Below are 18372 nucleotides of genomic sequence, written 5' to 3'. Positions count from 1 at the left end.
TCCAGCGTGAATGTGCTGCCCGCAATATCGACGCGAGCGGCCCATATTCTGACAGGCCGACGATGGCGGCACAAAAATCTCTCGGCACGCCCACGAAACCACTTGAAATGCGCATTCACGGGCTCCATTTCGCAAGCGTGTCGGCGCTTTCGCGGCGAAGCATCGTTTCGCGCGGCGCGCCTCCAGGTCAGACAGGGCCAGCCGGTACGGTTCGAACCGGGCCGGGTGGTCTGTCACATCACAATCAACTGTATAACGACAGGGAGAAATACCCATGAAACTGCGTCCCTTACATGATCGCGTCATCGTCAAGCGCATGGAAGAAGAGCGCACCACCCCGGGCGGGATCGTCATTCCCGACAGCGCCACCGAAAAGCCGATTCGCGGCGAAGTGGTTGCAGTCGGCAACGGCAAGATCCTCGACAATGGGGAACAGCGTGCGCTGGATGTGAAGGTGGGCGACAAGGTGCTGTTCGGCAAGTACTCCGGCACCGAGGTCAAGGTCGACGACGACGAACTACTGGTGATGCGTGAAGACGACATCATGGCCGTGGTCGAGTCCTGAAACGACGCCTGCGAATCAACCTGACATCCCAAGACTCAAGATCTAGAGGAAATCAATCATGAGCGCCAAAGAAGTAAGATTTTCAGAAGACGCCCGCAACAAGATTCTCAAGGGCGTCGACGTACTGGCTCGCGCAGTCAGCGTCACTCTCGGCCCCAAGGGCCGCAATGTCCTGCTCGAAAAGAGCTTCGGTGCGCCGACCATGACCAAGGACGGTGTGTCCGTGGCCAAGGAAATCGAACTGGAAGACAAGTTCGAGAACATGGGTGCCCAGATGGTCAAGGAAGTCGCTTCCCAGACTTCCGACGAGGCCGGTGACGGCACCACCACTGCAACCGTGCTGGCCCACGCCATGCTGCGCGAGGGCGTCAAGTCGGTTGCCGCCGGCATGAACCCGATGGACCTCAAGCGCGGTATCGACAAGGCCGTCAAGGCCGCGGTCGAGGAACTCAAGAAGCTCTCCACCCCCTGCGATACCGACAAGTCCATCGCCCAGGTCGGCACCATTTCGGCCAACAGCGATGAAGAGATCGGCAAGATCATCGCCGAGGCCATGGGCAAGGTCGGCAAGGAAGGCGTGATCACGGTCGAAGAAGGCCAGTCGCTCGACAACGAACTGTCGGTCGTCGAAGGTATGCAGTTCGATCGTGGCTACCTCTCGCCCTACTTCGTGACCGATCAGCAGACCATGCAGGTCGAGCTCGAAAACCCCTACATCCTGCTGCACGACAAGAAGATCTCCAACGTGCGTGAACTGCTGCCGATCCTTGAAGGCGTGGCCAAGCAGTCGCGTAGCCTGCTGATCTGTGCCGAGGACATCGAGGGCGAGGCCCTGGCCACCCTGGTGGTCAACAACCTGCGCGGCACGGTCAAGGTCGCTGCCGTCAAGGCACCCGGCTTCGGCGACCGCCGCAAGGCGATGCTGGAAGACATGGCTGTCCTGACCGGTGGCCAGGTCATCTCCGAGGAAGTCGGCATGAGCCTCGAGAAGACCACCATCGAAGAACTCGGTTCGGCCAAGAAGGTCCAGATCGACAAGGAAAACACGACCATCATCGACGGTTCGGGTGACGGTGCCGCGATCGAGAGCCGGGTCGGCCAGATCCGTGCCCAGATCGAGGATGCCAGCTCCGACTACGATCGCGAAAAGTTGCAGGAACGCGTGGCCAAGCTGGCCGGCGGCGTGGCCGTGATCAAGGTCGGTGCCGCCACCGAAATCGAGATGAAGGAAAAGAAGGCCCGCGTCGAAGACGCCCTGCACGCTACGCGTGCGGCCGTCGAGGAGGGCGTGGTGCCCGGCGGCGGTACCGCACTGGTCCGTGCCCGTGCAGCGATCGAAAAGCTCACCGGCGACAACGACGACCAGACCGTGGGCATCAAGATCGCCCTGCGTGCGATGGAAGAGCCGCTCAGGAAGATCGTGTCCAACTCCGGCGGTGAACCGTCAGTCATCCTGGCCCAGGTCACCGAAGGCAAGGGTAACTACGGCTACAACGCCGCCACGGGCGAGTTCGTCGACATGATCGATGCCGGCATTCTCGACCCGACCAAGGTCACGCGTACTGCCCTGCAGAACGCCGCCTCGGTCTCCGGCCTGATGATCACCACCGAGTGTGCCATTGCCGAGTTCCCGCAGAAGGACGAAGGCGGCGGCCCGGACATGGGTGGCATGGGCGGAATGGGTGGTATGGGCGGAATGGGCGGCATGATGTAGTCCCCGCGGCCGCATCTCCCGGCCCAGGGAGGCGCTTCCCCTCGAGGCGAAATGCTCACGTACCATCAAGGTACACGCGCGACGGCTCCAGTCGGGGGCTTCTTGCCAAGGGCAAGCCGCCCCCGACATTCCGCCTGCGCTGCGCTTCCGCCTCGAGGCTCATCGCCACCCTGAACCGGGACCTGCGCCCGCTCGCTCGTTGCCCATCGACAACAAGCAGCCTGTTCGAGAAACCCCGGCCTCTGTGCCGGGGTTTTTTTGTTGCGTTCAATTCATCCTGCGGTCTGCCCTGCGATCCAGTGTTGGGTAGGGAGAATCACGTAAGGCCGCCGATCGTGCCCGATGCTAGTCTTGTACTTCGTTCAATCGAGGGTCTGAATCATGTTCAAGAACAAGAAACTGCCCATCGCGCTGTTCATCATGCGCGTGAGCGTTTTCATCGTCATGGCGATGTGGTCGATCGACAAGCTGGTTAATCCGGGCCATGCCACCGCGGTATTCGAGAACTTCTATTTCATCTCGGGCATGAGTAGCACAATTCTGCTCGTCATCGGGCTGGTGCAGCTGGCCATCGAGATCGCGTTCGTGCTCGGACTGTGGAAGTTCTGGACCTACGGCTTCGTGATGATCACGCATGCCGTATCGACGCTATCGTCATGGCAGCAGTATCTCGACCCGTTCAACAACATGCTGTTCCTGGCCGCCATCCCCATGCTCGGCGCCTGCATCGCCCTGTTCATGCTGCGCGACGAGGACCGGCACCTGTCGCTGGGTTGATGTCTCCCCACGTATCTCGATCGATCGCGTAGGTCGGGGTCGCATCCCCGACCCACGGCGCCTTCGTCCACGCTTGCCCGGCGGCCGTCGGGTATCCTGTCGGCAGCGATGAACGACACGGCCGATAACAACGACAACGAGCGATTCAAACGACCGTCGCGGCGCAGCAATCCCGACGGCGAGGCCCGGCGCGTAGGCGTCGAGCTCGAGATGGCCGGAATCCGGCCGCACCAGGTCGCCGAGGCGGTGGTCGATGCCGTCGGCGGCCACATCGAGGTCGAAAACGCCTTCGTCACGCACGTTCGCGACACCGAAGTGGGTGACTTCCGGATCGAGCTGGACGCGGACCTGCTCAAGAGCCGCCAGTACCAGGAATTGCTGGCGGAGTTCGGCATCAACATCGGCGAGGGCGACGAGCGCGAGCAGATCGAGACGCTGATCTCGCGCGTGGCCGGCCTGGTCGTGCCGCTCGAGCTGGTCGGACCGCCGGTGCCCTGGACCGAACTCGAAACCCTCGACGGCATCCGCGAGCGACTCCACCGGGCCGGTGCACGCGGCACCCAGTCCTCGCCCCTGTATGCCTTCGGCATGCAGCTCAATGCCGAGGTGGCCAGCCTGGATTCCGACTACCTGCTGTCGATCATTCGCGCCTTCCTGCTCAGCTACGACGAGCTCATCGAGGCCGAGCGCGTGGACTTGTCGCGGCGAATCTCCCCCTATGTGCAGCCCTTTCCCGAGGAATACGTCGCCCACGTCCTCCAGGCCGATTACGCCCCCGACCGGGATGAACTGATCGACGACTACCTGCGGCTGACGCCGACGCGAAACCGGCCGCTCGATCTCTTGCCGCTGTTCGCCCACCTGGACGAGGACAGGATCATGAACGCACCGGTGGAGGCCCACCTGGTCAAGCCGCGGCCGGCCTTTCACTACCGCCTGCCCAACTGCCTGATCGACGACCCGGACTGGTCGCTGGCGACGGTCTGGAACCGCTGGATCGAGGTGGAACGACTGGCCGACGATCCCGAGCGCCTGGAGAGCCGACGCGTCCGCCGCCTTTCGAGTTCCAGCGTTTTGCGCCGCTGGCTCTCGCGCGCATGGCGCAAACTTCGCAGATGAGCGCCCGGCCCGTGATCGGCGTCACCGGTCCGGATCGCGGGGGCCTGGCTGCCTGGTGGTTCACGGCCCTGGCCGTTCGCCGCGCCGGCGGCCGGGCGCTGAGAATCCGCCCTCGCAAACCGATCGGAATCGAACGACTCGACGGTCTGATCATCGGCGGGGGCGCTGATGTCAGTCCGCGACTCTACGGCCAGCGACCGCACCAGCGAGCGGGCCAAATGACCGACCGCAGCGTCTCGGGCTGGCGGCGTGTTCTAGGCTTTGTTCTGCTCCCGCTGGTATTCGTCCTGCGGCGCCTGCTCACAACCAAGCACGGCGGTCCATCACCCAAGCGCGACCGCCTCGAAAAGACCCTGATCGAACAGGCACGCCGGCGCCGCCTGCCGATTCTGGGCATCTGCCGCGGCATGCAGTTGATCAACGTCACCCTGGGCGGGTCGCTCCACCAGCACATCCAGGGCTTCTATGACGAATACCCCGCCATTCGATCGGTGCTGCCGCGAAAATGCATCGAGGTCCAAGCCGGCTCGCACCTGGCCGAATTGCTGGGACTTGATCGAACCTGGGTCAACGCCCTGCATTCCCAGGCCATCGACTGCCTTGCCGAAGACCTGGTCGTGAGTGCGCGCGAGGCCAACGGTATCATTCAAGCCATCGAACACCCGGACGCGCCCTGGCTACTGGGCGTGCAGTGGCACCCGGAGTACCTGCCGCAGCGGCGCCGGCAGCAGGCCCTGTTCCGCGAACTGGTCCGGCAGGCAACCCGTAACGAGGCAGCATGAAGCGACCCGTCGACAAGCTGGACCGCGAGTTTCTCGCCGCGCACTGTCGTTTCGCCGCCGAAGCCTGGCGCCGTTTCGACGACGCGCCGGACCCGGAGACTGCGGTGTCGCCACCGGACGAAGCCGCGCTGCTCGCCGATCCGGCCACCGAACTTCGGCGATACCGGCAACTGCAGTCGGTCCACATCCTGTGGCGCGACCTGGCTGGTGAGGCCGACATCGAGACGACCGGCCGGGCCCTGTCGGCGCTGGCGCGCGAGTGTATTGAACTCGCCCTGACCGCCGCCGAAGCGCGCATTGCCGAACGGCACGGCAGCCTCGAGGGCGACAATGCCGAGCACAAACACCTGATCGTGTTCGGTCTGGGCAAGCTCGGCGGCGACGAACTCAATTTCAACTCCGATATCGACCTGGTCTTCGCCCACAATGCCGCCGGACGCAGCAGCGGACCGCGACGGATCGACGCGGCCGAATGGATGAAACGGGTCGCGCGCGAGCTGATCAGCCTGCTTGACGCGGTCGACGCGCACGGCCGCGCGTGGATCGTCGACACCCGCCTGCGTCCCTTCGGCGAGGCCGGCGCCCTGGTCTGGTCGACACCGGCGATGGAGCAGTATTTCCTGAGCGAGGGCCGGACCTGGGAACGCTATGCCTGGCTCAAGGCCGCGCCGGTCGCCGGCGACATCGCCGGTGGGAAGGCGCTGATCGAAGCCCTGCAACCGTTCATCTACCGCCGCTACCTCGACTACGGCATCTTCGAGAGCCTGCGCGACCTGCACCGGCAGATCGATGCCAATGCCCGTTCACGCAGCGACCGCGATGACATCAAACGCGGCCGCGGCGGTATCCGCGAACTGGAATTCCTGGTCCAGAGCCTGCAGATTCTGCGCGGCGGACGCGCGCCGTCCCTGCGCCGGCCCGGCTTTCTGCCGGCCCTGAGCGCCTGCCGCGAGCTCGACCTGCTGCCGACCGAAGAGGTCGAAACGCTCCGCTCGGCCTACGGCTTTCTTCGACTGCTGGAGAACCGTCTCCAGGCCATGACCGCCCGACAGGGCCACGATCTGCCCGACTCAGCCGACCAACGGGCCAGACTGGCCCGGCTCATGAATTGCGAGGGATGGGACGACTTGGCGGCCGAACTCGACCACTACCGCAAAACCGTCCGCAAGAAATTCAGCCAGCAATTCCTGGATCCCGATAGCGACGCGACGGAACCGGCCTCGCTCTGGCCGCCGGGCGAGGATATCCACGAGCGTCTGCAAGCGACCGGCTTTGAGCAGCCCAAGGAGGCCGCCGAGCTTCTGCAGCGCAGCCATGCCAGCCTGGCCAAGCGTGCCCTGAGCGCCGAAGGTCGGCGGCGCCTGGAGCACCTCATGCCAAAACTGATTCAGGCCATCGGTCGACAGCAGCCGCCGGATACCGGCCTGGCCGACCTGCTGCGCCTGGTCGACCAGGTTTCGCGCCGCTCAGCCTACCTGGCGCTGTTGCGCGAACGGCCGGAAACGCTCGAACGCCTGGTCCGCGTTTTCCATCTCAGCCAGCGAGTGGCCGAATGGATCATCGCCTCGCCACAGCTGATCGACGATCTGCTCGACCCGATCAATGGCTTCGAACTGCCCGCACCACCGACGCCCGACCCGGACGATCTGGAGGCCAGCCTGTGGGCCCTGTCGCGCTGGCGCCAGGCCGGTTTCCTGCGCACGGCCCTGGCCGAACTTGACGAGCGGATCGATGCGCCGGATGCCGCAAGGCAGTTGAGCGACATGGCAGAAGTCATCCTCGAACGCGTGCTGGCACTGGCCGGTGGCCAGGACAGCGACCTGGCGATCATCGGCTATGGCAATCTCGGGGCCCGCCAACTGCACTTCGAGTCCGACCTCGACCTGGTCTTTCTGCACCGTGAGGGCGAGGCACCAAGACGCATCGTCCAGCGCCTGATCAATGCCCTGCAGATGCCCCTGCCGGGCGGGCGGCTGTTCGAGATCGACACCCGGCTGCGGCCCAATGGCCGCGCCGGCATGCTGGTTTCCAGTCTCGAAAGTTTCGACGATTACCAGTTCAACAAGGCCTGGACCTGGGAACACCAGGCCCTGATCCGGGCGCGCTGGGTGGCCGGTGATGATGCACTCGAGTCCGAATTCGAGCGAATCCGGCAACACGTGCTTTGCCGACCCCGTGACCCCGGGCAAGTGGCCGCCGACCTGGCCGAGATGCGTCGACGGCAGCGGCAGGACCGACGCGAATCCCCGGTCAAGGGCTCGCTGAACGACCTGCAGTTCCTGGCCGAACTGGGCCTGCTCGTCAACGCTGACAAGCATCCCGAGCTGATTGAACAGCGCAGCACGCGAGACCAGCTTGCCGCACTGGCCGACATCGGCTGGCTGGACCAGGCCGATGGCGAAACCTTGACCGGCTACTGGCAAGCGCTGCAGCGCCACCGTCATTTCGACTGGCTGCGCCGCGATCCCGGGCCGCTCGACGATGCCGCCCTGCGCGATGACATCGAGCGACTCTGGGGCCGGTACTTCGGCTCCGGATCCGATGACTGATCGCAGCGACGCCAGGCAGCTGATTGCCCTGCAGCGCCGCCTGGCGCAATCGGTGATCGAGCAGGATGATCTGAGCAGGCCGGTTCAGTTGATCGCCGGAGTCGACGCCGCCTTTCCCGACCGTGGCGGCACCACCCGGGCGGCCGCCGTGCTAATGCGCTATCCCGACCTGGAGGTGATCGACCAGGCCGTCGCGCAACGGCCGACGAGCCTGCCCTACATCCCGGGTTTGTTGTCGTTTCGCGAACTGCCCGCCGTGCTGGACGCTATCGAAGCCCTTTCGCAGACGCCGGATCTGGTGCTCTGCGACGGCCAGGGCCGCGCCCATCCACGCCGCTTCGGCATCGCCTGCCATCTGGGTGTCGAAACCGGCCTGGCGACCATTGGTGTTGGCAAGAGCCGTCTGTGCGGCCAGCACAAGGAGCCGGGAATCGCAAAAGGGAGCGCCGTCGACCTGGTCGACGGCGATGACATCATCGGTCGGGTGATTCGATCACGCCACAACGTGCGCCCGATCTTCGTGTCGATCGGCCATCGCGTCGATCTGGATGCTGCGGTGAACTGGACGCTGGCCTGCACCACGCGCTACCGGCTGCCCGAACCGATCCGGCGTGCCGATCGCTTGGCCGGCCAAAGATAACTCTAGATCGGTCGCCTCAAAAGGCCGTCTACTTCTAGAAATCGTTGGAAAATGTAGCGAGCGGGTGGCTGACGGCGGCCGCCGGAACGCAGGGACCGGAGTGTATGTGAGAATACATGAGGATCCCGAGTACCGCCGGACGCCGTCAGGCGCACGCGCAGTAGTTTTCCAGCGATTTCTCAGCTTTCGTCGAGGTGCTCGCGGTAAGCCTCGGCGTCCATCAGTTCGTCGAGTTCACCGGGATCGTCGAGCTTGACTGAAAACAGCCAGCCATCGCCGTACGGGTCGTTGTTGACGATCTCGGGCGTATCGGCGAGTGCCTCGTTGACGACCACGATCTCGCCGGAAACCGGGCAATAGATGTCGGAGGCGGCCTTGACCGACTCGACCACCGCACAGGCGTCACCACGTCCGAAGGTCTCGCCCTCTTCGGGAAGTTCGACGAACACCAGGTCACCCAGCTGCCCCTGGGCATGGTCGCTGATGCCGACCTTGACCACGCCTTCTTCTTCCTGGCTGATCCACTCGTGGCTTTCCGCGTAACGCAGATCGGAAGGAATATCGCTCATGAAGCCGTCCCTGGAGAAACTGGGCAGATTCTATCAATAAACCGCCGTGCTGCCGACACCCGCTAGCTCGTTATCAGCGCGGCTGCAGGCAGATGCTCCGACGCTGGCGCAAATTGAGCCAGTGTGCGGTGATGAGCACCACGCCGCCGATGGAAGTCAGCAGCGAAGCGGCCAGCGGCGTCAGCACCGTAGCCTCGAGAAAGGCGGCGAGCAGCAGGATGAGCAGGCCGCCAGCACCGGCGAGCAGCAGCCCGACCTGGCCGTGAGCGCGGTAGCCGATCACGAAAGCCGACAGGCTGACCGGTACGATGAGGATCAACAGCAGGCGATGGAAAAGGTCGGAGCCGAAGAAACCGAGCGAGACGACCGGCGCCAGCACAATGGCCAGCGTCAGGGCGACGCACTGCGCCAGGCAGACTGCAGACACACCGATACCGGCCCGGTCCAAGAAGGAACCGGTTCGGACTTCGTCAGTGTCTCGAAAAACGACCGCCATGGGGTGATCTGCCTGGCTCGGTGAGCGGAATCGATATGATATAACATTTTCGGCGCGCCCGAAACCGCGTTGTTGGGCCGGCACCCTAGAATGGCGTCATGGACTTCACTCTCGCGCCGATCCGGCCCGCCCGCCTCGACTGGCAGGCGGGCACGCCATTCGCCCGCGACTACGGCGACAGCTATTTCATGCCCGGCCGCGGCCGCGAGGAAAGCCGGGTGGTCTTCATCGAGGGCAATGGACTGCCCGCGCGCTTCGCGGCCCTGCCGTCGGAAGCGGCCTTCATCATCGGCGAGACCGGTTTCGGCACCGGCCTGAACTGCCTGCTGGCCGCGCAGTGTTTTCTCGAGCACGCTCCGCACGACGCCACGCTGCAACTCTACTCGGCCGAACGCCACCCCCTGACCCGGCAAGACCTGGCCACGGCCCTGGCACTCTGGCCCGAACTCGGGGCCCTGGGGAAAGCCCTGCTCGAAGCCTGGCCGCCGCCGGCACCGGGGTTTCACCGCATCCGGCTCGCGCCACGGGTCGAACTGACGCTGATGTTCGGCGATGCCGCCCTGCTCTGGCCCCAGGGCCCGAAACGTGTCGACGCCTGGTTTCTCGACGGCTTCGCACCGGCCCGCAATCCCCAGCTCTGGACCGCCGAACTGCTCGGCACCCTCGCCCGCCATTCGTGCCCCGGCGCGACCGCCGCCACTTTCACTGCCGCCGGCCAGGTCCGGCGCGACCTGGACGAAGCCGGTTTCCAGGTCGAGCGACGTCCCGGTTTCGGCGGCAAACGCCATCGACTGGTGGCGCAAATGCCCGGCGAGTGGCGGCCACGGCGACGGCGTCGGGGAAGCGCCCTGGTCGTCGGTGCCGGTCTGGCCGGGGCGACCACCGCCCGCGCACTGGCCGAGCGCGGCTGGCAGGTCCGGGTGCTCGACCCGGCGCTGTCGGCGCCGGCTCCGGCTGCCCTGAACGCCGTGCTCTACGCCACTGCCAGCCATCACCTCAATGCCCAGAACCGCTTCTACCTGGGCGCTTTCCTGCATGCACAGCGCTGGCTGGAAAGGCTGGGCTTCCCGCGCAATGAAGACGATGGTCGACTCGAGGGCGTTATCCAGCACCTGGTCGACCCGCGAGTGGCGCGGAAAACGTGCCGTGCAGTCGACAGTGGGACCTGGCCGCGGGAGATGCTCGCACCGCTTGGCGAGGCGCTTGTGCGCTTCGAGGGCGCCGGCTACCTGCGTCCGGGCAACTGGTGTCGCTTCCTGCTCGATCACCCCGACATTTCGACGACGGTCGCGCGCGCCAGTTCGATCTCCCGCGACCTGCCGGTCGGAGTGGTTCTGGGCTCAGGCGATCGACTCGAGGCCGATGCCGTCGTTGTGTGTACGGCCGGCGCCACTGACCAGTTCGACGGCATGAACTGGTTGCCTCTGCGGACCGTACGCGGGCAAGTCACCTTTTGCCGGGCCACGAAGGCCAGTCTGCAGTGGCGGGAAGCGCACTGTCACACCGGCTATGTCACGCCGGCCTTCGAGGGCGTGCATTGCATCGGCGCCACCTTTGATCGCCAGCGCCAGTCGGCCGTCGTCGACCCCGTCGACGACCAGCACAACCTGGCCGAACTGGAACGCAACGTTCCGGCCCTCTGGCAGGGCCTCGGCGGCAGCCGCATCGAAGTCGTCGGTCAGCACGCCGGCCTCCGCTGCCAGTCGGGCGACTGGCTGCCGCTGGTGGGCCCCCTGCCGGATCCCTCGACCAACCCGCACACCCTGAATGAGCGGGTGTGGCTGAACGTCGCCCACGGCTCGCGCGGATTAACCCATACGCCGCTGTGCGCGGATCTGATCGCCGACCAGCTGTCGGGCCATCCTGTGGCCACCGATACCGGGGTCGTGGCATCACTCGCTCCCGAGCGATTCATCGAACGCCGGCGTCGCCGCGAACCCGGCTGGCGACCATAGGCAAGGGCAGTATTCACTGGAATCCCGGCTGCCCCACCTGCGCAGGCCGCTGCGCTACTTTCTGCAGCTGCGAGGCTTCGAAGCCGCTGGCTTCGAGAAGGTCGAGCAAGGCCTGGTAGCGAGCATTGGAAAGCTCGGGCTCGCGCGCCATGATCCAGGCGTACTCGCGCGAAGGGTGCCCGACCACCGCCCACTCGTACGCCTCGTCAAGGCCGATGATGTAGTAGCCGAATCGAATCGGCCAGTAGAATTGAACCTTCCACTGTGCGTTGGTCTCCTCGTCGACGACCCAGGCCACACCCTTCATTTCTTCCTCGGGCGCGTCAAAACTGCCGTCGCGGTAGCGGTAGATGTCGTCGATCCGGCCGTCCTCGCGCAGCCGGTAGATGGCCCGCCCGGCGACGTTGCCCCGCTCGCCGAAGTAGGGAATGTTGGCAATCACGTACCACTGCCCCATGTACCGCTCGAGATCGACCCGCTCCACCGTCTCCAGCGGCGGCCCACCCCGCATCATGGCGCAGCCCGACAGCGCCAGCAGCGCGAGTATTGAGAAGAATGGTTTCATTTCGATGCTCCGTTCCACGAATGCCGCGAAACGTAGCGCCTGGACCGTGAAGGAAAGTGCAGGGGAAAGGAGAAATGGTGCCGGCTGAGAGATTCGAACTCCCGACCTACTGATTACAAATCAGCCGCTCTACCACCTGAGCTAAGCCGGCAACGAGGCTTGAGGAATTACCAAAATACTCTGGAAATCAATTCTAATCGTTCCGGTGGTGCGAGTTTCAAGCGCAGCTTGAAAAAAGCGCCGCCGGGACACCGCAGCAGCTCTACCAACTGAGCTAAGCCGGCAACCCGCAAAATTGTACCGAAAAGCGGCAGCGCGGTCCTCGCCTTGCGTTCCCAATCGGCGTTAATCATGTATACTTTATACATGAATGGGATCGGCACTTCGCAGTTCCGACGAGGCGTGAAACCCCCGCAGGCGCGCACGCTGTGGCGGGCCATCGCCTGGACCAGCGTGAGCCTGGGCGCCGTTGGTGCGGTCTTGCCGGTGATGCCGACCACGCCGTTCCTGCTGGTGGCCCTGTGGGCCGGCACCCGGTCGTCACCGCGGCTGCGTTTCAGGCTCTACCGGCACCCGCGCTTCGGCCCCACCTTGCGGGCCTGGCAGCGCCATCGCGTCGTCCCGGTCCGCGCCAAGTGGACCGCTGCCCTGGCCATGATGCTCAGTGCGCTGGTGATGTGGGCTGCCGGTGCCCCAACCGCGGTTCTGGCTGCAGTCGGCCTGGTCTTCGTGACGGTCGGATCGTTCATTCTCACGCGGCCCTCGAGGCCACCCCAAGTCGAGCCTCGCGCAACATGAGCAGCCACGCATCCGTCATGACCGGTTCACGGGAATGGGCCCTCTGGGCCTTTCCCTTCCGCCCGTTTTTCCTGGCCACCGGCGCATACGCCATCCTGACCCTGGTCGGCTGGCTGGGCATACTGATCCCTGGCTGGCCCCTGGCCGGCGACCATCCGCCCATGCAGTGGCACAGCCACGAGATGCTCTTCGGCGTGGTCGCCGCGGCCATCGCCGGCTTTCTGCTCACCGCCATGTGCAACTGGACCGGCGCCGAACCGTTGTCGGGGCGCCGTTTGCAGGGCCTGTTCGCGCTGTGGCTGGCCGGGCGCGTGGCCATGTGGCTGTCCGGCACACTGCCGCATGCTGTCGTTGCCCTGGTCGACCTGGCATTCCTGGCCGCGGTTGCAGCCTGCGCCGCTTACGTCATCATCCGTGCGGGCAACATGCGCAACCTGCCGCTGGTGGCCGTCATCACCCTGCTGTGGCTGGCCAACGGCCTGTTCCACGCCGGACTGGCCACCGGAGATGCCGCACTGTTGCGCGGTGCGGAACTCGGCACCATGGGCCTGATCGTCATGCTGATGGTCCTCATCGGCGGGCGCATCACGCCGGCTTTCACGCGCAACTGGCTGCTGCGCAACGGCCGCGATCCGGGCGTCGTCCGAACTCGCCCGTGGCTGGAAGCCACCACGGTGGCCGCCACCGCCCTGCTGATCGTGCTGTTGCTCGTTGGCGTACCGTCGATGGTCCTGGCCGTCGCGGCAGCGGTCGCCGGCACCGCCAACCTGCTGCGCGTGGCCGGCTGGTCGGGCTGGCAGACGCGCCAGGAACCGCTGCTGTGGATCCTGCATCTCGGCTATGCCTGGATTCCGCTGGGCCTGCTCCTGCTGGCCGCGAGCGAGGCTTTCGGCCAGATCGCCCCGACCGCCTGGCTGCATGCACTGGGGCCGGGCGCAATGGGTGTCCTGATCATCGGTGTCATGTCGCGGGTTGCGCTGGGCCACACGGGCCGGCCGCTGGCCCTGCCGCGCGGCGCGGTCGCCAGCTACGTCCTGATCCTCGTTGCCGCCCTGAGCCGCCTGGTGACTGCACTCGGCTGGTTGCCCTGGCAGTTCGGGATCGTGCTCAGTTCCGCAGCCTGGATTGGCGCCTTTGCCGTCTTCCTCTGGCTGTATGCGCCCATCCTGGTCCGGCCGCGTGCCGACGGCCAGCCCGGCTGAGGCAAAGACCATGCGCCTGACCCATCATGTCGATCTGTCCCTGCGGGTACTGATGCACCTGGCGCTGACCGGCGAACGCCGCGTCACCATCCAGGCGATCTCCGAGGCTTTCAGTATCTCGCGCAATCACCTGATGAAAGTCGTGCATGCCCTGGCCCGGCACGGCTACATCGAATCGACCCGCGGCAGCGGCGGCGGCATTCGCCTGGCCTGGCCGCCCAAGGGGATCAACGTTGGCGAGGTGGTTCAGTCCATGGAGCCCGATTTCGGCCTGGTGGAATGCTTCCGGCCCGAGAACCGCTGCATCATCACGCCGGCCTGTGCCCTGCCTGCCATGCTCGACGAAGCCCTGCGCGCGTTCCTGGCCGTCCTCAAGCAGTACACGCTGGCCGACCTGGTCAGCCCGCGCGTCGCCCCCGAGATGGCGCGACTGCTGTCAATCCGGCTCGATCCGCCGACCCGGAACTGAACCGACTCGCGAATCGTGGCAAAGCGGTAGAATGCCGCGCCATGGAACTGATCGACATCGGCTGCAACCTCACTCACGATTCATTCGACGCTGACCGCGAAGCGGTCATCGACCATGCCCGCGCCGCCGGCGTGGTCCAGATGATCGTCACCGGGGCCACGGAACAAGGCAGTACCCAGTCACTGGAACTGGCCGCGACCCGGCCGGACGTGCTGTTCGCCACCGCTGGCGTTCACCCTCACCATGCCGAGGACGTCGGCGCCGACACGCTCAGCGTACTCGCCGAACTGCACCGCAACGAGCGCGTGGTGGCCGTGGGTGAATGCGGGCTGGACTACTTCCGGGACTTCTCGCCGCGCCCGGCCCAGCGCCGCGCCTTCGAGCGTCAGCTCGAGCTCGCTGTCGACTGCGGCAAACCGGTGTTCCTGCACCAGCGCGACGCCCACGACGACTTCATTGCCATATTCCGTGAGTTTCGGCCACAACTGGCCGGCGCGGTGGTGCACTGTTTCACCGACACCCGAGAAGCCATGCTCGAATACCTGGAAATGGACTGCCATATCGGGATTACCGGCTGGATCTGCGACGAACGCCGCGGCCGGCACCTGAAGGAGTTCGTGCACGAGATTCCGGCGGATCGCCTGATGATCGAGACCGACGCGCCCTACCTCAAGCCGCGCAACATGAAGCCGAAAATCAAGACCCGCCGCAACGAACCGCAGTGGCTGCCCTGGATCGCCGGCACCGTGGCCGCCTGCCGCGGCGTCACGCCCGACCAGCTGGCCAGGGAGACTACTGCCACTGCGAGGCGCTTCTTTCGACTGACCGACTAACCAGGCATGTCCGTCGGGGATGTAATCCCGACCTACTTACTCTGGCCCACATCCCTCGTTTTGGTCATTCGAACATTCGTATTTCGAACTTGTTTCGAATTTGGTGCTTGAGATTTGGTGCTTCCCCCGACGCTACGCCGCAGCAGCGGCCTGGCGCAATGTGGCCAGGCGGCGCGCCTGCATCTTGAGGCGGTATTCGAGTTCGCGGTAGCGAGTTGACAGCTCGGTGCGGCGCCACTTGTCGCGTAACGCAGCCTTGCCGGCGGCGACACGATCGGCCTGGACGGCCTGCCACTGAGCCACGGTGTCCTTGAACTGCTGGTACTCGCGATCGAGCGTTTCCGCCCAGCTCATCGCCTGGGGATCCCCTGCCAGGCGTTCCTGCAACTCCTGGAACTGCACCTGCAGCCGGGCGCGGCGAATCTTGAAGCGCGGCGTGCGCCGCAACTCGAAGGCCATGCCCAGCCAGGACGCCGTGGCAATCAGCCACTTGCCCGGGTCGAACTGCCACCAGCGCACGCCGTTGCGATAATCGGCCTGAAAGGCGTGGTGGAAGTTGTGATAACCCTCACCCCAGGTCAGCAAAGCCACCAGGCCGCTGTCCCGTGACGTGTTATCGAGATTGTGGGTGCGCTTGCCCAGCGTGTGAGCCAGGGAATTGATAAAGAACGTGCACTGCTGCGAAAACGCCAGGCGGAATGCGCCGGCCAGCAGCACCATGCCGACGATATCGCCAACCAGCCAGCCCAGCAGCAACGGCAGGCCGAGATTCATGCCCCAGGTCAGCGGCCAATAGTTGCGGTGCTGCCACATGACGATCGGATCGCGCTCGAGATCGCGCACCTGGTCGAAATCGATTTCGCTGGTCGGCCACTTTCTGAGCATCCAGCCCATATGGGCATGCCAGAATCCGGACTTGATCGAATGCGGATCGCGCTCGACGTCGTCAACGTAGCGATGGTGAACGCGGTGACGCGCCGTCCAGACCAGCACCGAATTCTGCAGCGACTGGGCGCCGAAAATGGCGAAGAACAATCGCAGCGGCCAGGCCGCCTTGTAAGTGCGGTGCGACCAAAGGCGATGGTATCCAGCGGTGATCGACAGCCCGCTGAGCACCCAGAAGATACCCGCGAACAGCCAGCTCCATCCACTAAAGCCCTGAGTCAGGCCCCAGATCGGCGCGGCCACGAAGCCGAGCAGGCCAATGGCGATAAAAAAGGTCAGGTTCTCGGGAACCAGGTCGGGCTTCTTGTCAGTCATTGCAGTTTCATGCTCCAGAGTGTGCCGACCCTTCGCAGGAACGGCCGGTACTCGGTTATCGGTTACTTGAAAAATTGAATGGAAAGCGGATAGGGCCAGACTTCACCTTCACTGGCCTTGACGCCGCCGATGATCGGGAAAATCAGGCTCACGAGGGCAAGCGCCATGAGCAGCAGAAAACCGATGCCGACAATCATCAGAACGAAGCTGACGATGCAGTAAATCACGGCGCTGATCATCCAGTTGAACACCACGTGACCATGCGGCACCAGCCCGGGCAGGCTGTCCTTCTTCAGAATGTAGATGACGATGGGTACGACCAGTCCGGCCAGCGGAACCACCAGCCCCGACAGCATCGACAGATGCAGGATCATGGCCCAGTTCTGGGTTTCCTTGTCGACGTCACTCGTAGTGGTCTGCTCGAACTGTTCTTCGTTCATCGTTGAAATTCCTTAAGTCCTGGTTGCGACCCGGTTCGCGAGAGCCACGAGAATACCGCAGCTGCCGGTCCGGCGCCAAGGCGGGATCAAGATTTTTCGTCCTTCTCGGAGGGTCGTTTCCAGCCCGGGATGCTGCGTTGCCGCGCCCGGGCCAGGGTGAGCTGGCCGGCCGGTGCCTCGCCTGAAATCACGCTGCCGGCACCAATGGTGGCGTCCTTGCCTACTGAGACAGGCGCAACCAGGGAAGAGTTCGACCCGATGAAGGCGCCCTCGCCGATCAATGTGCGGTGCTTGTTGACCCCATCGTAGTTGCAGGTGATGGTGCCGGCTCCGATATTGGCCTGTTCGCCGACTTCCGCATCACCGATGTAACTCAGGTGCGAGGCCTTGGCGCCGGCGCCCAGCTTGGCCTTCTTGGTTTCGACGAAGTTGCCGACTTTCACGCCGTCGGCCAGTTCCGTGCCGGGCCGCAGGCGGGCAAAAGGCCCGACCGAGCAGGCGCCGGTGCTGCGTACGCCCTCGAGCACACTCAGCGGCTCCACGCGGGTGCCGGCCGCAAGGTCGCAGTCGCGGATCACGCAACCGGGCCCGATGATCACGCCGTCGCCGAAGCGATTGCGACCCTCGAGCACCACGTTGACGTCGATGACGACATCACGGCCGCACTCGACCGGACCGCGAACCTGAACGGTATCGGGGTCGAGCAGCGTTGCGCCGGCAGCCAGCAGGGCGCCGCGTGCCCGGCGCTGATACACGCGCTCGAGTTCGGCGAGCTGGGCGCGATCGTTGGCGCCGAGCAGTTCGTCGGGCCATTCGGCCACGACGGCATCCACCACCCGGTCCGCGTCGGCGGCAATGCCGATGCAGTCGGTCAGGTAGTACTCGCCCTGGGCGTTGTCATCGCCGACCCGCTCGAGCCAGATCGACAGGTCACTCGCGGCGGCACACAGCACACCGCTGTTGACCTCCTCGATGCGCCGCTCCTCTTCGTTGGCGTCTTTTTCTTCGCGGATCGATGCCACGCGGCCATCGCGTCGAACGATCCGCCCGTAACCGGCGGGATCTTCGGCAATGAAACTGAGCACGGCCAGATCGGCCGGGTTTTCGAGCAGGCGCTTTAGCGTGTCGGCGCGAATCAGGGGCATATCGCCCGGCAGCACCAGCACGCGCGCGGCCTCATCGACCTGCGGCAGGGCCTGGGCGACGGCATGGCCGGTGCCACGGCGCTCGGCCTGCAGCACCCAGTCGATGTCGTCCCCGCCGATGGCGTCCCGGACCTGATCGGCCCCGGCGCCGATCACGATACGAATCGCGCCCGGTTCGAGGCTGCGCGCGGCTTCGACCAGATGCGCCAGCATCGGCCGGCCACCGACCGGTTGCAGCACCTTGGGCCGGGCCGAATTCATGCGCTTGCCTTCGCCGGCGGCGAGAATGATCACTTCGAGCATGGAGTCAGGGCCGATCTGGGAATATGTCCAGTATAAAAGAAGGCCCCGGGCGAGGGAGAACCCGGGGCCTGTAGTCGGATCCGGTTTGGGGACTGTAACCGAATCCTGTCGGTCCGCCTAGGGAGGGAAGCGGACCACACCATGCGCATGGTGAATATTGAGACCAGAGCCCTTGCGCAAAAGTTCCTAAA

At 64.9% G+C, this 18372-nt stretch carries 19 protein-coding genes and 1 tRNA gene; 12 read left to right on the top strand and 8 right to left on the bottom strand.

Annotated features, from left to right (window positions below; genetic code table 11):
• The first annotated feature begins 274 nt into the window (after positions 1-274).
• The 7 genes from groES (at position 275) to nfi (ending at position 8146) form a co-directional block, all read left to right on the top strand.
• A complete protein-coding gene (groES, locus tag G4Y73_RS01685) occupies positions 275-565 on the top strand; it encodes a co-chaperone GroES (RefSeq protein ID WP_164228738.1) in 291 nt (96 codons plus the stop codon).
• A gap of 58 nt (positions 566-623) precedes the next feature.
• A complete protein-coding gene (gene groL, locus G4Y73_RS01680; RefSeq protein ID WP_164228736.1) occupies positions 624-2279 on the top strand; it encodes a chaperonin GroEL in 1656 nt (551 codons plus the stop codon).
• A gap of 381 nt (positions 2280-2660) precedes the next feature.
• Complete coding sequence (locus G4Y73_RS01675) at positions 2661-3056, top strand: hypothetical protein (protein ID WP_164228735.1); 396 nt, start codon at positions 2661-2663, stop codon at positions 3054-3056.
• 108 nt (positions 3057-3164) lie between these two features.
• The gene (locus G4Y73_RS01670) at positions 3165-4175 is read left to right on the top strand and encodes an amidoligase family protein (RefSeq protein WP_164228733.1); all 1011 of its coding nucleotides are present in this window, start codon (positions 3165-3167) and stop codon (positions 4173-4175) included.
• Positions 4172-4957 carry a gamma-glutamyl-gamma-aminobutyrate hydrolase family protein gene (locus G4Y73_RS01665; RefSeq protein ID WP_164228732.1) on the top strand — a complete coding sequence of 262 codons (786 nt, stop codon included), beginning with the start codon at positions 4172-4174 and terminating at the stop codon, positions 4955-4957. The genes G4Y73_RS01670 and G4Y73_RS01665 overlap by 4 nt, the downstream gene beginning before the upstream one ends.
• Complete coding sequence (glnE, locus tag G4Y73_RS01660; RefSeq protein ID WP_164228730.1) at positions 4954-7506, top strand: bifunctional [glutamate--ammonia ligase]-adenylyl-L-tyrosine phosphorylase/[glutamate--ammonia-ligase] adenylyltransferase; 2553 nt, start codon at positions 4954-4956, stop codon at positions 7504-7506. Before G4Y73_RS01665 ends, glnE begins: the two co-directional genes overlap by 4 nt.
• Positions 7499-8146 (top strand): deoxyribonuclease V, encoded by a 648-nt coding sequence (gene nfi / locus G4Y73_RS01655; protein WP_164228728.1) that lies wholly within the window; start codon positions 7499-7501, stop codon positions 8144-8146. The genes glnE and nfi overlap by 8 nt, the downstream gene beginning before the upstream one ends.
• A gap of 179 nt (positions 8147-8325) precedes the next feature.
• On the opposite strand, the gene gcvH is transcribed toward nfi, so the two are convergent.
• Positions 8326-8715 carry a glycine cleavage system protein GcvH gene (gene gcvH, locus G4Y73_RS01650; RefSeq protein WP_164228726.1) on the bottom strand — a complete coding sequence of 130 codons (390 nt, stop codon included), beginning with the start codon at positions 8713-8715 and terminating at the stop codon, positions 8326-8328.
• A 73-nt stretch (positions 8716-8788) separates the two neighbouring features.
• Entirely contained in the window at positions 8789-9211 is a 423-nt protein-coding gene (locus G4Y73_RS01645; protein ID WP_164228724.1) for a MerC domain-containing protein, read from the bottom strand.
• Positions 9212-9309: 98 nt separating this feature from the next.
• On the opposite strand from G4Y73_RS01645, the gene mnmC reads away from it, so the two are divergent.
• Positions 9310-11166: a bifunctional tRNA (5-methylaminomethyl-2-thiouridine)(34)-methyltransferase MnmD/FAD-dependent 5-carboxymethylaminomethyl-2-thiouridine(34) oxidoreductase MnmC gene (mnmC, locus tag G4Y73_RS01640; RefSeq protein ID WP_164228722.1), complete on the top strand. Its 1857-nt coding sequence runs from the start codon at positions 9310-9312 to the stop codon at positions 11164-11166.
• A gap of 13 nt (positions 11167-11179) precedes the next feature.
• Here mnmC and G4Y73_RS01635 read toward each other — a convergent pair whose 3' ends face one another.
• The 3 genes from G4Y73_RS01635 to G4Y73_RS01625 form a co-directional block, all read right to left on the bottom strand.
• Positions 11180-11731, bottom strand: coding sequence for a lipocalin family protein (locus tag G4Y73_RS01635; RefSeq protein ID WP_205596446.1), 552 nt, complete (start codon positions 11729-11731; stop codon positions 11180-11182).
• 75 nt (positions 11732-11806) lie between these two features.
• Positions 11807-11882 (bottom strand) — tRNA-Thr (locus G4Y73_RS01630).
• Positions 11883-11898: 16 nt separating this feature from the next.
• On the bottom strand, positions 11899-12099 hold the full coding sequence (locus G4Y73_RS01625; RefSeq protein ID WP_164228386.1) for a hypothetical protein: 201 nt from the start codon (positions 12097-12099) through the stop codon (positions 11899-11901).
• Positions 12100-12133: 34 nt separating this feature from the next.
• Here G4Y73_RS01625 and G4Y73_RS01620 point away from each other — a divergent pair, with 34 nt between their 5' ends.
• From G4Y73_RS01620 to G4Y73_RS01605, 4 genes are read left to right on the top strand one after another with little or no spacing between them, the layout of a single operon-like run.
• Complete coding sequence (locus tag G4Y73_RS01620; RefSeq protein WP_205596445.1) at positions 12134-12529, top strand: YbaN family protein; 396 nt, start codon at positions 12134-12136, stop codon at positions 12527-12529.
• Positions 12526-13731 carry an NnrS family protein gene (locus G4Y73_RS01615; RefSeq protein WP_240451117.1) on the top strand — a complete coding sequence of 402 codons (1206 nt, stop codon included), beginning with the start codon at positions 12526-12528 and terminating at the stop codon, positions 13729-13731. Before G4Y73_RS01620 ends, G4Y73_RS01615 begins: the two co-directional genes overlap by 4 nt.
• Before the next feature lie 10 nt (positions 13732-13741).
• Positions 13742-14200 (top strand): Rrf2 family transcriptional regulator, encoded by a 459-nt coding sequence (locus G4Y73_RS01610; protein WP_164228719.1) that lies wholly within the window; start codon positions 13742-13744, stop codon positions 14198-14200.
• A 41-nt stretch (positions 14201-14241) separates the two neighbouring features.
• A complete protein-coding gene (locus G4Y73_RS01605; protein ID WP_164228717.1) occupies positions 14242-15033 on the top strand; it encodes a TatD family hydrolase in 792 nt (263 codons plus the stop codon).
• Between the two features lie 132 nt (positions 15034-15165).
• On the opposite strand, the gene G4Y73_RS01600 is transcribed toward G4Y73_RS01605, so the two are convergent.
• From G4Y73_RS01600 to glmU, 3 genes are all read right to left on the bottom strand, one after another.
• Entirely contained in the window at positions 15166-16293 is a 1128-nt protein-coding gene (locus tag G4Y73_RS01600; protein ID WP_164228715.1) for an acyl-CoA desaturase, read from the bottom strand.
• A gap of 62 nt (positions 16294-16355) precedes the next feature.
• A complete protein-coding gene (locus G4Y73_RS01595; protein WP_164228714.1) occupies positions 16356-16733 on the bottom strand; it encodes a DUF4870 domain-containing protein in 378 nt (125 codons plus the stop codon).
• Positions 16734-16819: 86 nt separating this feature from the next.
• Complete coding sequence (gene glmU / locus G4Y73_RS01590) at positions 16820-18181, bottom strand: bifunctional UDP-N-acetylglucosamine diphosphorylase/glucosamine-1-phosphate N-acetyltransferase GlmU (RefSeq protein WP_164228712.1); 1362 nt, start codon at positions 18179-18181, stop codon at positions 16820-16822.
• Positions 18182-18372: the final 191 nt, after the last annotated feature.

The sequence above is a fragment of the Wenzhouxiangella sp. XN201 genome (assembly GCF_011008905.1).
Taxonomy (GTDB): domain Bacteria; phylum Pseudomonadota; class Gammaproteobacteria; order Xanthomonadales; family Wenzhouxiangellaceae; genus Wenzhouxiangella.
This window is presented reverse-complemented; position numbering and strand designations above follow the sequence as displayed.

What these genes read in the sequence shown, in the direction of transcription:
- glnE (WP_164228730.1), top strand. Translation starts at nt 4,954, where the DNA reads ATGAAGCGACCCGTCGACAAGCTGGACCGCGAGTTTCTCGCCGCGCAC.
- gcvH (WP_164228726.1), bottom strand. Translation starts at nt 8,715, where the DNA reads ATGAGCGATATTCCTTCCGATCTGCGTTACGCGGAAAGCCACGAGTGG.
- G4Y73_RS01675 (WP_164228735.1), top strand. Translation starts at nt 2,661, where the DNA reads ATGTTCAAGAACAAGAAACTGCCCATCGCGCTGTTCATCATGCGCGTG.
- G4Y73_RS01625 (WP_164228386.1), bottom strand. Translation starts at nt 12,099, where the DNA reads ATGTATAAAGTATACATGATTAACGCCGATTGGGAACGCAAGGCGAGG.
- G4Y73_RS01635 (WP_205596446.1), bottom strand. Translation starts at nt 11,731, where the DNA reads ATGAAACCATTCTTCTCAATACTCGCGCTGCTGGCGCTGTCGGGCTGC.
- glmU (WP_164228712.1), bottom strand. Translation starts at nt 18,181, where the DNA reads ATGCTCGAAGTGATCATTCTCGCCGCCGGCGAAGGCAAGCGCATGAAT.
- G4Y73_RS01610 (WP_164228719.1), top strand. Translation starts at nt 13,742, where the DNA reads ATGCGCCTGACCCATCATGTCGATCTGTCCCTGCGGGTACTGATGCAC.
- G4Y73_RS01665 (WP_164228732.1), top strand. Translation starts at nt 4,172, where the DNA reads ATGAGCGCCCGGCCCGTGATCGGCGTCACCGGTCCGGATCGCGGGGGC.
- G4Y73_RS01595 (WP_164228714.1), bottom strand. Translation starts at nt 16,733, where the DNA reads ATGAACGAAGAACAGTTCGAGCAGACCACTACGAGTGACGTCGACAAG.
- G4Y73_RS01605 (WP_164228717.1), top strand. Translation starts at nt 14,242, where the DNA reads ATGGAACTGATCGACATCGGCTGCAACCTCACTCACGATTCATTCGAC.
- mnmC (WP_164228722.1), top strand. Translation starts at nt 9,310, where the DNA reads ATGGACTTCACTCTCGCGCCGATCCGGCCCGCCCGCCTCGACTGGCAG.
- G4Y73_RS01645 (WP_164228724.1), bottom strand. Translation starts at nt 9,211, where the DNA reads ATGGCGGTCGTTTTTCGAGACACTGACGAAGTCCGAACCGGTTCCTTC.
- groL (WP_164228736.1), top strand. Translation starts at nt 624, where the DNA reads ATGAGCGCCAAAGAAGTAAGATTTTCAGAAGACGCCCGCAACAAGATT.
- G4Y73_RS01600 (WP_164228715.1), bottom strand. Translation starts at nt 16,293, where the DNA reads ATGACTGACAAGAAGCCCGACCTGGTTCCCGAGAACCTGACCTTTTTT.
- nfi (WP_164228728.1), top strand. Translation starts at nt 7,499, where the DNA reads ATGACTGATCGCAGCGACGCCAGGCAGCTGATTGCCCTGCAGCGCCGC.
- groES (WP_164228738.1), top strand. Translation starts at nt 275, where the DNA reads ATGAAACTGCGTCCCTTACATGATCGCGTCATCGTCAAGCGCATGGAA.
- G4Y73_RS01670 (WP_164228733.1), top strand. Translation starts at nt 3,165, where the DNA reads ATGAACGACACGGCCGATAACAACGACAACGAGCGATTCAAACGACCG.
- G4Y73_RS01615 (WP_240451117.1), top strand. Translation starts at nt 12,526, where the DNA reads ATGAGCAGCCACGCATCCGTCATGACCGGTTCACGGGAATGGGCCCTC.